At 72.0% G+C, this 15,489-nt stretch carries 9 protein-coding genes; 2 read left to right on the top strand and 7 right to left on the bottom strand.

Annotation, left to right across the window (positions count from 1 at the left end; translation table 11 throughout):
- Positions 1 to 54: 54 nt before the first annotated feature.
- Entirely contained in the window at positions 55 to 831 is a 777-nt protein-coding gene (gene lexA, locus AC4OXY_RS34445; protein WP_356021373.1) for a transcriptional repressor LexA, read from the top strand.
- Positions 832 to 1,034: 203 nt separating this feature from the next.
- Here lexA and AC4OXY_RS34440 read toward each other — a convergent pair whose 3' ends face one another.
- The 4 genes from AC4OXY_RS34440 to AC4OXY_RS34425 form a co-directional block, all read right to left on the bottom strand.
- Positions 1,035 to 3,035 (bottom strand): ATP-dependent DNA helicase, encoded by a 2,001-nt coding sequence (locus AC4OXY_RS34440; RefSeq protein WP_491991604.1) that lies wholly within the window; start codon positions 3,033 to 3,035, stop codon positions 1,035 to 1,037.
- Between the two features lie 315 nt (positions 3,036 to 3,350).
- On the bottom strand, positions 3,351 to 4,121 hold the full coding sequence (locus AC4OXY_RS34435) for a GNAT family N-acetyltransferase (RefSeq protein WP_491991603.1): 771 nt from the start codon (positions 4,119 to 4,121) through the stop codon (positions 3,351 to 3,353).
- Positions 4,122 to 4,213: 92 nt separating this feature from the next.
- Positions 4,214 to 6,229 carry an IucA/IucC family protein gene (locus tag AC4OXY_RS34430; protein WP_491991602.1) on the bottom strand — a complete coding sequence of 672 codons (2,016 nt, stop codon included), beginning with the start codon at positions 6,227 to 6,229 and terminating at the stop codon, positions 4,214 to 4,216.
- A 151-nt stretch (positions 6,230 to 6,380) separates the two neighbouring features.
- On the bottom strand, positions 6,381 to 8,027 hold the full coding sequence (locus AC4OXY_RS34425) for a diaminobutyrate--2-oxoglutarate transaminase family protein (protein ID WP_491991601.1): 1,647 nt from the start codon (positions 8,025 to 8,027) through the stop codon (positions 6,381 to 6,383).
- A 404-nt stretch (positions 8,028 to 8,431) separates the two neighbouring features.
- Between AC4OXY_RS34425 and AC4OXY_RS34420 the strand changes: the two genes are divergently transcribed.
- The gene (locus AC4OXY_RS34420) at positions 8,432 to 9,649 is read left to right on the top strand and encodes a trypsin-like serine peptidase (protein WP_356033671.1); all 1,218 of its coding nucleotides are present in this window, start codon (positions 8,432 to 8,434) and stop codon (positions 9,647 to 9,649) included.
- 94 nt (positions 9,650 to 9,743) lie between these two features.
- On the opposite strand, the gene hflX is transcribed toward AC4OXY_RS34420, so the two are convergent.
- The 3 genes from hflX to AC4OXY_RS34405 form a co-directional block, all read right to left on the bottom strand.
- Positions 9,744 to 11,234 (bottom strand): GTPase HflX, encoded by a 1,491-nt coding sequence (gene hflX / locus AC4OXY_RS34415; protein ID WP_356033669.1) that lies wholly within the window; start codon positions 11,232 to 11,234, stop codon positions 9,744 to 9,746.
- 161 nt (positions 11,235 to 11,395) lie between these two features.
- Entirely contained in the window at positions 11,396 to 12,991 is a 1,596-nt protein-coding gene (locus tag AC4OXY_RS34410; protein ID WP_491991600.1) for a M1 family metallopeptidase, read from the bottom strand.
- A gap of 140 nt (positions 12,992 to 13,131) precedes the next feature.
- Positions 13,132 to 15,369 carry a RelA/SpoT family protein gene (locus AC4OXY_RS34405; protein WP_376287028.1) on the bottom strand — a complete coding sequence of 746 codons (2,238 nt, stop codon included), beginning with the start codon at positions 15,367 to 15,369 and terminating at the stop codon, positions 13,132 to 13,134.
- Positions 15,370 to 15,489 lie beyond the last annotated feature (120 nt).

Genomic DNA, 15,489 nt, shown 5'->3' with positions numbered 1-15,489 from the left:
CCTTTCGAAAGCAACTACCGTTGTCCAGCAGGGAGACCATCGAGAGGGGCCGCCGTGACCACCACCGCAGACAGCGCCATCATCACCGCCCAGGACCGCTCCCAGGGCCGAGTCGAGCCAGTACACGCCATGAACGAAGCCACGAATCCCGAGCACAAGCGCTCCTTGCCGGGCCGACCTCCGGGAATCCGGGCGGACAGTTCCGGGCTCACGGACCGGCAACGCCGCGTGATCGAAGTCATCCGGGATTCCGTGCAGCGCCGCGGCTATCCGCCGTCGATGCGCGAGATCGGTCAGGCCGTCGGCCTCTCCAGCACCTCGTCCGTCGCCCATCAGCTGATGGCGCTGGAGCGCAAGGGCTTCCTGCGCCGCGACCCCCACCGCCCCCGCGCGTACGAGGTCCGCGGCTCCGACCAGGCCATGACGGTGCAGCCCACGGACACCGCCGGCAAGCCCGCCGCGTCGTATGTCCCGCTGGTCGGCCGTATCGCCGCCGGTGGGCCCATTCTCGCGGAGGAGTCCGTCGAGGACGTCTTCCCCCTCCCCCGCCAGCTCGTCGGTGACGGTGAGCTGTTCGTCCTCAAGGTCGTCGGCGACTCCATGATCGAGGCCGCGATCTGTGACGGCGACTGGGTCACGGTGCGCCGTCAGCCCGTCGCCGAGAACGGCGACATCGTGGCGGCCATGCTTGAGGGCGAGGCCACCGTCAAGCGCTTCAAGCGCGAGGACGGCCACGTCTGGCTCCTCCCGCACAACGCGGCCTACGAGCCGATCCCCGGCGACGACGCGACCATCCTGGGCAAGGTCGTCGCGGTGCTGCGACGCGTGTGACGTCTGCGGCGGACAGGCCTCTCGGCCGGTTCGCTCCCTGACCGGGCCCCGGAACCCCTGCGCCGGTTCCGGGGCCCTGCTGTGTCCACATGCTCCGGGGTGGCTCCGGCGCCTCGGGATCGCGGGGGTAGCCTGACCGGCGCCGGTCAGGCTACCCCCGCGATCCACTCCCGCCTCTTACGGCTCCTACGCCGTCACGGCTCTTACGACGCCTCGGCCGACTCCATCTGCGCCGCCTCGGTCCGGTTCGCCGCCGCGTCGATCGCCGCGAGGGACTTGCGCACCTGGTTCCGGTCCGTGGTGTACCAGAAGTCCGGCAGTGACGCCTTGAGATAGCCGCCGTAGCGCGCGGTGGCCAGTCGCTGGTCGAGTACGGCGACCACGCCGCGGTCTCCCGACGCACGGACGAGCCGGCCCGCTCCCTGAGCCATGAGCAGGGCCGCATGGGTGGCGGCCACCGCCATGAAGCCGTTTCCGCCCGCGTCCTCGACCGCCTTCTGCCGGGCGCTCATCAGCGGGTCGTCAGGGCGCGGGAACGGGATCTTGTCCATGACGACCAGCTGACAACTGGGGCCCGGGACATCGACGCCCTGCCAGAGCGACAGCGTGCCGAACAGGCATGTCTTCGGGTCGGCCGCGAAGTTCTTGATCAGCTCGCCGAGGGTCTCCTCGCCCTGGAGCAGGATCGGGAACTCCGGAATCCGCGAGCGCAGCTCCTCGGCGGCGAGCTGGGCGGCCCGCATGGACGAGAACAGACCGAGGGTGCGGCCACCGGCCGCCTGGATGAGTTCCGTCAGCTCGTCGAGCATGTCGGAGCGCTCGCCGTCGCGCGCCGGGCGCGACAGGTGTTTGGCGACGTAGAGGATGCCCTGCTTGGGGTAGTCGAAGGGGGAGCCGACGTCGACGCCCTTCCACTTCGGCAGGTCCTCGCCCTCCGTCCCTTCAGGGCCGAGGCCCAGGGAGGCGCCGACCCCGTTGAAGTCCCCGCCCAGCTTGAGGGTCGCGGAGGTGAGGACCACGGAGCGGTCCGTGAAGAGTTTCTCCCGGAGCAGGCCCGAGACGGACATGGGCGCGATCCGCAGCGATGCCCCGAAGCGGTCGTGCCGTTCGTACCAGACGACGTCCCACTCCGAGCCGTTCAGCACGCGCTCCGCCACGTCGTGCACCGCCTCCACCGAGGCCAGCGCCTGCTTGCGGACCGCGTCCTCGTCCTGGACCGACTTGTCGCGCGTCGCGCCGATCGCGGAGATGACCGTGCGGGCGGCGTCCCGCAGCGCCATCAGGGCGTAGCCGAGGTCTTCCGGGATCTCCTCAAGGCGGGCCGGCAGGGCCAGCTCCATCAGCCGCTCGAAACCCTCCGCGGCGGTCTGGAGCTGGTCGGCGGCCTTCTCGTTGACGAGCTTGGCGGCGCGGCGCACCGCGCGGTTGACCTGGCCGGCGGTGAGCTCGCCCGTGGCGACGCCGGTGACACGGGAGACGAGCTCATGGGCCTCGTCCACGATCAGCACCTCGTGCTGGGGCAGCACCGGGGCGCCCTCGATGGCGTCGATGGCGAGCAGGGCGTGGTTCGTGACCACGACCTCGGCGAGCTTGGCGCGCTCACGGGCCATCTCCGCGAAGCACTCGGCGCCGTAGGCGCACTTCGTCGCACCCAGGCACTCCCGGGACGACACCGACACCTGCGCCCAGGCGCGGTCCGAGACACCCGGGGTGAGATCGTCCCGGTCGCCGCTCTCGGTCTCGTCCGCCCAGTCGCGCAACCGCAGCAGGTCCTGGCCCAGCTTGCTCGTGGGCGCGGCGGCCTCGAACTGGTCGAAGAGGCCCTCCTCCTCGTCCTGCGGCATGCCCTCGCGCAGCCGGTGCAGGCACAGGTAGTTCGACCGGCCCTTCAGCATCGCGAACTCCGGGCGGCGGCGCAGCAGCGGGTGCAGGGCGTCGACCGTGCGCGGCAGGTCGCGCTCCACGAGCTGCCGCTGAAGCGCGAGCGTGGCCGTCGCAACGACCACCCGATCCCCGTGCGCGAGCGCGGGCACGAGATAGCCCAGCGACTTTCCGGTGCCGGTGCCGGCCTGGACCAGCAGGTGGGATCCGTCGTCGATCGCCTCGGCGACCGATTCGGCCATGGTCACCTGGCCGGGGCGCTCCGTGCCGCCGACGGCGGTGACAGCGGCATGCAGGAGTTCGGGGAGGGAGGGCTTCGTCATAGCCCGACCACCCTACGGCCCGGCACTGACAAACGGGCGATCACAGCGGGATCGGGGGACGGGGGCACGGCGGGGCTCCTGGGTGCGGTGGGGCAGCGATCGGACACGGATTCCGGGAATCCTCGGCCTGACGGGGCGCCTCGGCCCGACGAGGTTCCTCGCTCCACCGAGGCTCCTCGATTCTGCGAAGCTCCTCGGTGCCTCGTGTTCCTCGGTCTTCTCGGGCTTCACGGCCTTCTCGAAAATTCTCCGGTCGAGCGGGAACCCCGTCGGCCCGGACAGACGTTCCATCTGTGACCGCGCAATCACTCAGCGCTACAGAACATCACGCAGGACCCGGTCCCGGATCATGAGGGCGGCCCGCTTGCCGGGCAGGTCGACCTCGGCCGCGAACCGGAATCCGGCGCTCAGGAACGCTGCGACGGAGGGGGCGTTATGAAGATCGGGTTCCGCTACGACGCGGGCGCATGCCGGGCGCCGGTCGAGGACGAGGTCCGCCACGGCCCGCAGCAGCGTGGAGCCCAACCCCCTCCCCCGATCCGCGGCCCCGCCCACGAGGAGATGGATCCCGGTGTCGTGCGGACGGGCCGGGTAGTGGCGGGCCAGTGGATCCAGGTCCGCCCGATAGATCTCCCAGTAGCTCATCGCCGTGCCGTCCAGCAGACCGAGACAGGGCACGCTCCGTCCGTCGCCGTCGAGCTGGGCCCGCAGGTGCTCCTCGGTCCGGCTCCGGGGCCCGGCCAGCTCCCAGAACCGGGCGATGTCGGGGTCGTTCATCCAGCGGTGCACGAGCGGCAGGTCGTCCTCGACACGGACGGGCACGAGGCGGAAGGAGCCGACGGGGGTGACGACCGGCCCCCACGTGGGGAGTTGGTCGAGGAGGTAGGCCGCCCCTCCGACGAACCGGGCGAGGAAGTCGGCGGGCAGATGGAGGTCCAGCGTGTCCTCGCCGTCCTCGTCGTCGGCCTGGATGGTGAACCCGGCGAACGGTGCGTCCCGGCTGCACGCGCCGTTCGCTCGGGGGCCGTCGGGACCCCGATGGACCGGGCTGGGGCTGCTGCCGGCGTTCGCGTCGGTGGGAGGCACGGTGCGCTCCTCTCAGGAGACGAGGTGGGTCATGTTCCTCGGAAGTGCGGTCGGGCGGTGCGGCGTGCTCGGGTTCGGCGGGTCGGGTCGACTCAGGAATGAAGGGGGTTGGTGAGGGTGACGTAGACGGACTGGGTGTCGACCGGGCCGACGAGTTCGTCCAGGCCGTGCAGCCGGGTCAGCAGGTTGGCCTTGCATCGCAGGACGGGTGAGTCGAGCAAGCGGCGGGGCAGGGAGGTACGCAGGGCGGCGGGACCCGAGGCGAGGTCGGTGAGGAAACGGCGGAAGGCGGCGAGGAGCAGGCGCTCGTCGGCGAGGCGCTGGGAGCCGAACGCTCCGATCAGACCCAGCACGTTGTTGACGGCGAGGTAGTAGACGAAGCGTTCGTCGATGACCTCGTCGGAGACGAAGGTGTCGCTGCGCCTGCCGATGCCGGGCATCCGTGCTTCCAGTTCGGCCCGCCGGGACTCGCGGAAGTAGTAGCCCTGGTTGTCGCGGTAGCGGCCGCCGGCCGGCCAGCCGTCGCCGTCGAGCAGGAGCACGGTGTTCTGCTGGTGGGCCTCAAGGGCGATGCCGGCCTCGCCGTCCAGCCAGAGCACGGGCCGGACGACCTGCTCCAGGTACCGGAGGAACCACTCCGCGGCGACAGCTCCGACGGGACGGCCGGTGCGCGCGGCGAGCTGTGCCACGAGCCGGGCCAGCCGGGACCGCATCGGCCTGGCGGTGCACGGCGCCGGGTCGGTGGCGCCGGGCTCGGTGAGGGGGCGGGGCGAGACGAGTCCGGCGACGCAGCCGACGTCGTCGGCCGGGGCGAACGGGTTGTGCCGGATCATCACGTCGAGTCCGGGCACGGGACGTCCGTCCGGATCGTCGATGCCCAGCCAGGCCGGGTCTCGGACGATGTCGAAGCGGGGGTGGACCGCCTGCCACTGGCGGGCCAGGCCGGTGCGCAGCAGCCGGTGCACCTCGACTCCGCGGTGGAGTTCCTTGCGCAGGTTCTCGCGGCGGGAGTTGGTGATGCGCAGGCCCAGCGACAGCTTGAGCATCGCGGGGGCGCCGGGTTTGTGGACGGTACGCACGGAGGAGGTGGGGTGCCAGGAAGCGCCGAAGGGGCCGAGGTCGCGCAGGAGTCCGGAGTCCAGCAGGGCGGCGACGGGCGCGCGGTGGCGCACCTCGCGAGCCTGCCACGGGTGCATCGGCAGGGCGATGTACGCGTCGGGCAGGGGGAGTTCGGGTCCGGCGAGACGGCGGGTGAGGTGGTCGGCGGGGACGGGGCGGCCGCGCTCGGTCCAGGCTGAGTCGGCTGCGAGGAGAGAGGGGGCGACAGCCATCCAGTGCAGCGGGAAGGAGCCATGCAACTCCGGTGAGTACAGCCGGACTTCGGCCTCTGTCAGGCCTTCACGGCTCTTGGGGGTCGGGTGCAGGGGATGGCCGAGGAGAAGCGCCTGCTCGGCGTCGAGGAAGCGGTCGGGGACTTCGGCGGCGTGCTCGCGCCGGTCTCGGATGAAGGTCGCGGTGTGGCGCAGTGAGTCCGCGACTCTGGCCACGAGGTCGCTGTCGTCGCCCCGGCGGTCCGCGGAAGCGGGGGCGCCGGGCGCCGAGCCCGGGGCGGCGGGCCCCGAGGCCGAGGTACCCGTCCTGGTGGGCGGGGCGCCAGGTGTCGCGGACGGGGTGGTGGGTGTCTCCCGGGTGAGCAGCGCGGCCAGGGTGACGGCGTCGACGGGAGGGGCGGACTCGGGTGCGTGGAGGAAGCGGGGCGGGCCGAAACGGTGCCAGCCCGTCGGGGACCAGTAGCGGACCGGTACGAGAAGGGAGGTGCCGCTGGCGGGGAGTGGAAGGCGAAGGGTGCCGCCGGTGGGCGCCGCGAGGTCGGTCTCGCGTACCCAGCAGCGCAGGAGGTTCTCCGTGGCGGCGCACTGGGCCGCGGTGCGTGGGTCGGGATCCTCCAGCAGGTCGGCGCCGGGTTCTGTCACACGGGTGAGATCCGCGATGCGCCGCTTCTGCTGCGGGACCGACTCGGCGAGCGGGACGGGCGAGGGCGTGGCGCCGGAGTCGCCCTGGTCGTCGGGAGAGCCGGAGCTGCCGTCGGGAGTGGGGGTGGCGTTCATGACGGCTCCTCGGGGCCGGCTGGAGGGGTGCGGGGCTCGTGTGGGCGCTCGGTCGCCGTTCTCCGGTGGCCCGCGGCCGCCTCGGCGGCGCGTGGTCTCGTGACGCCGTGGACTCGCGGCGCTGGGAGGGGAGCGGCCGGGCGGTGCGGGGTCAGCCGACGCGCCGGGCGGGGCCTGGGGGCCGGCCGTGCCGGGAGGGTCTGCGGGGGCCGTACTCCTCGTGTCGGCGGGCCACCGCGGCGACGGCGTCGGCCAGGCGGTCCAGTACGGCCGCCGCCTGCTCGTCACTGATCGTCAGCGGAGGCAGCAGCCGGACCACCGCCGAGTGCCGGCCGCCGAGTTCGACGATCAGTCCGCGCTGGAGGCACTCGCGTTGCACGGCCGCGGCGAGTTCGGGAGCCGCCGGACACGGCGTGGGGGCCGGTCCTGGGCCGACGGGTGCCGGACCGGTGGGCTCCGGACCTCCGGGCACGGGGGCTCGGTCGCCGGGGGCGGATCCGTGGCGTTCCTGCGCGGGTCCGCAGCCGCTGGGCCCGGGAACGCGGCCGCCCGGCGCGGGAACGTGACCGTCCGGTGCGGGAACGTGACCGTCCGGTGCGGGGACGTCGGCGCCAGACACCCGGGCATCGCCGCTCGGCGTGAGGGCATGGCCGGTGTGCGCGGGGGCGGCGCCGTCCGGGTGGACCAGCTCGACCCCGATCATCAGTCCGCGTCCGCGCACCTCGCCGACGCAGGCGAACTGACCGGGGAGTTCCGCGAGTTGGCTCAGCATGCGGGAGCCGAGGTCGGCGGCCCGCGCGGCGAGGCCGTTCTCGCGGACGTGGGCGAGGGTCGCGGTGCCCGCGGCCATGGCGAGCTGGTTGCCGCGGAAGGTGCCCGCGTGGGCGCCGGGTTCCCAGACATCGAGGTCGTCGCGGTAGACGATCACGGCCAGCGGGAGGCTGCCGCCGATGGCCTTGGACAGGACCATGACGTCGGGGGTGATGCCGCTGTGGCCGACGGCCCAGAAGGCGCCCGTGCGGCCGACGCCGGTCTGGATCTCGTCCACGATCAGCGGGACGGAGCGGTCCGCCGTGATCTGCCGCATGCGGCGCAGCCAGGCGTCCGGCGCGGGGATCACGCCGCCCTCGCCCTGGACGGGTTCGAGGATCATGCCGGCGGGCAGCGGTACGCCGGACTTGGGGTCGTCGAGGAGGGACTCGGTCCAGCGGGCGGCGAGCTCGGCGCCGGACGGGCCGCCGACGCCGAAGGGGCAGCGGTAGTCCTGCGGGTAGGGCAGCCGGGCGACCTGGACGTCGCGGGCGCCGCCGGAGGCGGCCAGGGCGCCGGCGGTCATGCCGTGATAGGCGCCGGCGAAGGCGAGGATGCCGGTACGGCCGGTGGCGGCCCGGACCAGTTTCAGCGCGGCCTCGACGGCGTCGGTGCCGGCCGGTCCGCAGAACTGCACGCGGGCCCGGTCGGCGAGGCCGGGCGGGAGGGTGCGGAACAGCTCGGTGATGAAGGCGTCCTTGACGGGGGTCGCCAGGTCGAGGACGGACAGGGGGGCACCGGAGTCGAGGACCTTGCGGATGGCCTCCAGCACGACCGGGTGGTTGTGGCCGAGGGCGAGGGTGCCGGCACCGGAGAGGCAGTCCAGGTAGCGGCGGCCGTCGGCGCCCTCGATGGTGAGCCCGCGCGCCCGGACGGGCACGATGGGCAGGGCCCGGGCATAGGTGCGCGCCGAGGACTCGCGTGCCGACTGGCGTCTGAGGATGCCCTCGTGCACACCACGCGCTTCCTCGTGCGCACCTGAAGCCATCGACTCCGTAACGGCCACGACTGGCTGTCCTCCCCGCTGTTCAGACGCGAGTTGATCCGCGGGGACCGTCACACGGGCAGCAGGCCCCCCACCGCTACAACCCCGGACCGGTCGGCGGGTTACGGGTTACGGGAAGAACATTGCCAAGTGAGCGGGGAGCGAAGGGCGGTGCGGGAGGCGCGCGGGGTGAGTGGACGTCACATCGGTGCGCCCCTGTCGGACCGGCCAGGTCAGACGGCTTGTGGCCGAACCGTTGCCGTTCCGTCGGAACTCCCCCACAGCGACCGCATAGTGTGGGTCGCCGTTCCAAGAACGTCGTGAGACCGGCATGAACTCCTCATGAGTTCGACGTCGGCGGCACGGCGACAGCGCCGAGTTCCTTCACCACACGGGGAGTCAAGAGCATGCGATCCATACGGCCGTCGTTCACCGTTCGGCAGGGGAGGGGTACCCGCCGTACCTCCACCTCGCTCGCGGCGGTCGCCCTCGTCTCGGCGCTGGCGATGACCGCCACCGCCTGCAACGGCGACGACAACGCCGACAGCAAGCCGAGCGCCTCCGCGGCCGCGGCCGGCGACGGCACGATCAAGATCCCGGACGACCTGAAGCAGAAGCTCAAAGAGCACGGGATCGACATCGACAAGTGGAAGAACGGCGCCTGGAAGAACTGGGACAAGAAGGAGTGGCTGCGCGAGGCCAACGACTTCGTCAACCCGATCATCAAGGGCCTGTGGGACCCGAACCGGATGCGGCACGCCAACGACCCCAACAAGGGCGTGAACGACAACGACATCTCCGGTGACCAGGGCGTGACGGACCCGACCCCGCAGCCGGTGAAGGCACAGGCGGTGGCGACGCCGTACCACGTCAACGCGGCCGCCTCGGGCAAGGTGTTCTTCGACTCCCCCGAGGGCCACATGGTGTGCTCGGGCACGGTGGTGGAGGATCCGGCGCACCCGGGCAAGTCCAACCTGGTCTGGACGGCGGGCCACTGTGTGCACGCCGGCAAGAACGGCGGCTGGTACCGCAACATGGCCTTCGTGCCGTCGTACAACAACTCCGGCAAGTCGGTCGACCAGCTGCAGAACGCCAGCCGGTCCGAGATCGCGCCGTACGGCGTCTGGTGGGCCGACGCGGCGCAGACCTCGCAGCAGTGGATCGACGGGGGCGGCGAGACCGGTGGCACCGGTGCCTCGTACGACTACGCGGTGATCCATGTGACGCCGGAGCAGGGCAGCGGCGCCAAGTCGCTGGAGGAGACGGTCGGCGGCGCGCTGCCGGTGAACTTCAACGCCCCGGCGGTGCCGAAGGTCAGCGGCATCACCGCGACGGGCTACCCGGAGGCGGCGCCGTTCGACGGTCAGCTGATGTACCAGTGCAAGGACAAGCCGGGCCGGCTGTCCATCAGCAAGCCGGACCCGACGATGTACCGGATCGGCTGCACGATGACCGCGGGCTCCTCCGGTGGTGGCTGGGTGGAGACCGGCACCGACGGCAAGCCGGCGCTCGTGTCCAACACGTCGATCGGCCCGGTGACGTCGGGGTGGCTGGCCGGGCCGCGCTTCGGTCCGGTGGCCAAGGGCGTGTACGAGTCCGTCAGCAAGAAGTTCGCCGGACAGTAGGCGATCGATCGCAGGGGAGCAGTTCCCCGCGCCCCTGAAGGGGCGGAAAGGCCCGCCCCCTGAAGAGGGAGCGGGCCTTTCGCACAGCCGTCGGTCAGACCGTCGGCACCGGCGCGTACGGCGCCAGGTCCGCCGCCAGTTCCTCGTGGACCCGGACCTTGATCAGGGTGCCCTCCGCGGTGTGTTCCTCGGAGATGACCTCGCCCTCGGTGTGGGCGCGGGCGACGAGCTTGCCGTGGGTGTACGGCACGAGCGCCTCGACCTCGACCGAGGGGCGGGGCAGCTCTTCGTCGATCAGGGCGAGCAGCTGCTCGATGCCCTGGCCGGTGCGGGCCGAGACGGCGATCGAGTGCTTCTCGGTGCGCAGCAGCCGCTGGAGGACCAGCGGGTCGGCCGCGTCCGCCTTGTTGATCACGACGATCTCGGGCACGTCGGTGGCGCCGACGTCCCGGATGACCTCGCGCACGGCGGCGAGCTGCTCCTCCGGTACCGGATGCGAGCCGTCCACCACGTGCAGGATCAGGTCGGAGTCGCCGACCTCCTCCATGGTGGAGCGGAACGCCTCGACCAGGTGGTGCGGCAGGTGGCGCACGAAGCCGACCGTGTCCGCCAGGGTGTACAGGCGGCCGCTCGGGGTCTCCGCGCGCCGGACGGTCGGGTCCAGGGTCGCGAACAGGGCGTTCTCGACCAGGACGCCGGCGCCGGTGAGGCGGTTGAGCAGGGAGGACTTGCCGGCGTTGGTGTAGCCCGCGATGGCGACGGACGGCACCTTGTTGCGCCGGCGCTCCTGGCGCTTGATCTCGCGGCCGGTCTTCATCTCCGCGATCTCCCGGCGCATCTTCGCCATCTTCTCGCGGATCCGCCGCCGGTCCGTCTCGATCTTGGTCTCACCGGGACCACGCGTGGCGAGGCCGCCGCGACCGCCACCCATCTGCCGGGACAGCGACTGACCCCAGCCGCGCAGCCTCGGCAGCATGTACTGCATCTGTGCGAGCGCGACCTGCGCCTTGCCCTCCCGGGACTTGGCGTGCTGGGCGAAGATGTCCAGGATCAGGGCCGTACGGTCGATGACCTTGACCTTGACGACGTCCTCCAGCTGGATCAGCTGGCCGGGGCTCAGCTCACCGTCGCAGATGACCGTGTCCGCGCCCGTTTCGAGGACGATGTCGCGCAGCTCCAGGGCCTTGCCGGAGCCGATGTAGGTGGCCGCGTCGGGCTTGTCGCGGCGCTGGATGACGCCGTCGAGCACGAGCGCGCCCGCGGTCTCGGCGAGCGCCGCCAGCTCCGCGAGGGAGTTGTCGGCGTCCTGGGCGGTGCCGGTGGTCCACACCCCGACGAGCACGACCCGCTCCAGGCGGAGCTGGCGGTACTCGACCTCGGTGACGTCCTCCAGCTCGGTGGAGAGGCCGGCGACGCGCCGCAGGGCCGCGCGCTCGGAGCGGTCGAACTGGTCACCGTCCCGCTCGCCGTCGATCTCGTGGCTCCAGGCGACGTCCTCTTCCATCAGGGCATCGGCCCGAAGGCCCTCGGGGTAGTCGTGCGCGAGGCGCTTGGTGTCCTGGGAAGGGGAAGAAGAGGAGGTCATTGGATCCTTACGTCGATGGTGTTGGCCGATGCGGCGTCGCTGCGGCGGCCGGACCTGCGGGGCCGCTCGTCGTGACAACGTACGAGCGCCCCGGGAGATTCCCGTCCCGCCTCGCGCCGACCCGAAGATGGTCGCACGAGGCGACACGTCTCGTCACCGTGTTATCGCGCGCTTCGCGATCCCCCGGCCCCGGCGGTCCTGGCCGGAGCCGACGGTTTCCCGGCCTGAGCCGAGGGCTTCCCGGCGGCAGCCGAGGGCTTCTTGGCCGGTGCCTGCTGGTCCTTGGCGGGGGCCTGCTGCTTCCAGTCCGGGTGGCCGGGCATCGGCGGGGTCTTCTTGCCGTACAGCCAGGCCTGGAAGAAGCCGCTCAGGTCACGGCCGGAGATCGTCGAGGCCAGCCGGACGAAGTCGGCGGTGGTGGCGCTGGAGTCCCGGTGCGCGCGCACCCAGACCCGCTCCAGCCGTTCGAAGGCGGGGCGGCCGATCTCCTGGCGCAGGGCGTAGAGCACGAGCGCGGCGCCGTCGTAGATGTTGGGCCGGAAGATGCTGATCTTCTGGCCGGGCGCGGGGGCCTTGGGGCGCGCGGGCGGACCGCCGGACTCGCGCCAGCGGTCGGAGGCGCTGTACGCGGCCTTCATCCGCTTCTCCATCGGCTTGTGCGCGGTCTCGTCGGCGTAGAGCGCCTCGTACCAGGTGGCGTGTCCCTCGTTCAGCCACACGTCGGACCAGGTGCGCGGGCTGACGCTGTCGCCGAACCACTGGTGGGACAGCTCGTGCACCATGATCGACTCGATGTACCACTTGGGGTAGGCGGGGTCGGTGAACAGGTTCTTCTCGAAGAGCGAGAGGGTCTGTGTCTCCAGCTCGAACCCGGTGGAGGCCTGCGCCATCAGCACGCCGTAGGTCTCGAACGGGAACCGGCCGACCTTGCCCTCCATCCAGGCGATCTGGTCGGGTGTCTTCGCGAGCCAGGGTTCGAGGGCCTTGCGGTCGGCGGCGGGCACGACGTCGCGCATCGGCAGCCCGTCCGGTCCCTCGCGGCGGACGACGGCGGAGCGGCCGATGGACACCTGGGCGAGCTCGGTGGCCATGGGGTGCCGGGTGCGGTAGGTCCAGGTGGTCGTCTTTCCTGCCTTCTCGGCGCCCTCGGGCAGACCGTTGGCGACGACGGCATAGCCGTTCGGGGCGGTCACGTGGAAGGTGAACATCGCCTTGTCCGACGGGTGATCGTTGCACGGGAAGACCAGGTGGGCGGCGTCGGCCTGGTTCGCCATGGCGAGGCCGTCGACGGTGCGCACCCATCCGCCGTCCTGGCCCTTGGCCGGCACGGGGTCGCTGGTGTGCCGCACCGTGATCCGGGTCCATCTGCCCCGGGACAGGGGATGGTCCGGGGTGACGACCAGGTCCTCGCCTGCCTTGGCGAAGTCCGCGCGGTGCCCGTCGACCTCCACGGAGCGGACGGTGCCGTGCGCGAAGTCGAGGTTGAGGCGCTCCAGGTCGGCGGTGGTCCGGGCGTCGATGGTGGTGACGGCTTCGAGCGGCTTGTCGTTTCTGCCGGAGTAGGTGAAGGAGAGGTCGTACGACGTCACGTCGTAGCCCGGGTTGCCCAGGTACGGGAAGAGCCGGTCGCCGATGCCCAGCGGCTCGGGCGGGGCCGCGGCAGCCAGGAGGCAGACGGAGACGGCGGACGCGAGCAGGGCCGCCGTGCGGTGCCGGGAGCTCGGGGGCGTATGCCGGGAGCGGGGGGTGAGCAGCATGCACCACCGCTACCAGTGCGCCACCGCCCCGCGACGACGACTCGCGCCCGGCCCACCCGAACGGGTTCCGCCCACGTCGCTCTGACAGATCCTTCCGACCGGGATCCGACGGCCTCGTGAGCGAGTGCGCCCGGTACCGATCAGGAGGCCGGTCCCGGGTGTTGGGCGCGGGCCACGTCGTACACCCCCGGCACGTCCCGCATGGCGCGCATCAGGGCCGGGAGGCGGGCGGCGTCGGGGAGTTGGAGCGTGTAGGTGTGCCGGACCCGCTGCTGGGTGGGCGGTTCGACGGTCGCCGAGACGATGTCGGCGCCGGTCGAGGAGATCGCCTCGGTGAGGTCGGCCAGCAGATGCGGGCGGCCGAACGATTCAGCGACGAGCGTGACCCGGATCTCGGTCGTGTCGCCCCAGCGCACACCGATCTCCGCGCGCCCCCGGCTCTTCATCTGCGCCACCGTGGCGCATTCCAGTCGGTGGACGGTCACCACTCCCCCGCGTACGGCGAAGCCGGTGATCTCGTCGGGCGGTACGGGCGTGCAGCAGCCGGCGAGCCGTACGGTGGCTCCGGGCCGGTCGGAGAGGACGTCCGCGCTCCGGGAACGGGCAGCGCTCTCCCGGGCCGTACTCTCCGGCGCCGTGCTCTCGGCGGTTGCCGTGCCGTCGGCCGGATCGGGGCGCGGTGCGGTCGCCTCGTCGGTTCCGGACCCGGTGCCGCCGCCGGGGTGCGCCGCGAGCCAGCGCTGGATGGCGATGCGGGCGGCCGGGGTGTGGGCGTGCTCCAGCCATTCGCGGGAGGGCTCGGAGGCCGGGTCCTGGCCCATGAGGAGCTGGACGGTGTCGCCGTCCTTCAGGACCGTACTGAGCGTGGCCAGGCGGCCGTTGACGCGGGCGCCGATGCAGGCGTGGGCGTCCTCGCCGTACTGCGCGTAGGCCGCGTCGACGCACGAGGCGCCCTCGGGCAGGCCGAGGGTCCCGCCGTCGGGGCGGAAGACGGTGATCTCGCGGTCCTGGGCGAGGTCTTCGCGCAGGGTGGACCAGAAGGTGTCGGGGTCGGGGGCGGCCCGCTGCCAGTCGAGGAGCCGGGAGAGCCAGCCGGGGCGGGTGGGGTCGGCGCGCTCGCCGTCGGCGGGAGCGTCGGCGGCCGGACTGCCGGAGAGGGGGCTGTCGGAGACAGGGGCCTCGGAGGCGGGGGCGTAGGGATTGCCGAGCGCGACGACGCCGGCCTCGGCGACCTTGTGCATCTGGTGGGTGCGGATGAGGACTTCGACGACCTGGCCGTCGGGCCGGGCGACGGCGGTGTGCAGCGACTGGTACAGGTTGAACTTCGGTACGGCGATGAAGTCCTTGAACTCCGAGACGACGGGCGTCATACAGGTGTGCAGTTCGCCGAGGACGCCGTAACAGTCCGCGTCCTCGTGCACGAGCACGAGCAGCCGGCCGAAGTCGGCGCCGCGCAGCCGCCCGCGTTTGCGGGCCACGCGGTGGACGGAGACGAAGTGCCGGGGGCGGATGAGGACTTCGGCCTGGATGTCGGCCTCGCGCAGCACACCGCGGACCTCGTCGGCGACCTCGGCGAGCGGGTCGCCCCGGCGGGCGGCGTTCCCGGCGATGAGCTCGCGGGTGTGCTCGTACTCGTCGGGGTGGAGGATGGCGAAGACCAGGTCCTCCAGCTCGGTCTTCAGGGCCTGCACGCCGAGGCGTTCGGCGAGCGGGATGAGGACGTCGCGGGTGACCTTGGCGATCCGCGCCTGCTTCTCGGGGCGCATCACGCCGAGCGTGCGCATGTTGTGCAGCCGGTCGGCGAGTTTGATCGACATCACGCGCACGTCGCTGCCGGTGGCGACGAGCATCTTGCGGAAGGTCTCCGGCTCGGCGGCGGCTCCGTAGTCGACCTTCTCCAGTTTCGTGACGCCGTCGACCAGATAACGAACCTCCTCACCGAACTGTTCCCGCACCTGGTCGAGGGTCACATCGGTGTCCTCGACGGTGTCGTGGAGCAGCGAGGCGGTCAACGTCGTGGTCTCGGCGCCGAGTTCGGCGAGGATCAGGGTCACGGCGAGGGGATGCGTGATGTACGGCTCGCCGCTCTTGCGCATCTGGCCGCGGTGCGAGGACTCCGCGAGGACGTAGGCGCGGCGCAGCGGGTCGAGGTCCGCGTCGGGGTGGTGGGCGCGGTGCGCCTCCACGACATGGCTGATGGCGTCGGGCAGTTTGCCGCGGACGGCCGGGCCGAGCAGCGCGGCCCGGCCGAGCCTGCGCAGGTCGATCCGGGGCCGGGACTTCCTGCGGTCCGCCCGGGGCACCGCAGGGGTGGTGGCCGCCGCCGCTGTGGGCGCCACCGGGCCAGGGGTCGCAGGGTTCGTGGCCTCCGCACTCATGGGCACCTCCGGCTCGTGGACCGGCGGACGGGGCCTCCAGGGCGCACGCGGCTCAGGGATGGCGACGTTCTCCCCCGTCCGTGCCGGTGCTTGATGCTATCGAGCCCACCACGTGCTCCT

Source organism: Streptomyces sp. HUAS MG56, from assembly GCF_058673395.1.
Note: the sequence above shows the minus strand (reverse complement) of the source record. Positions and strands in the feature narration are given on the sequence as shown.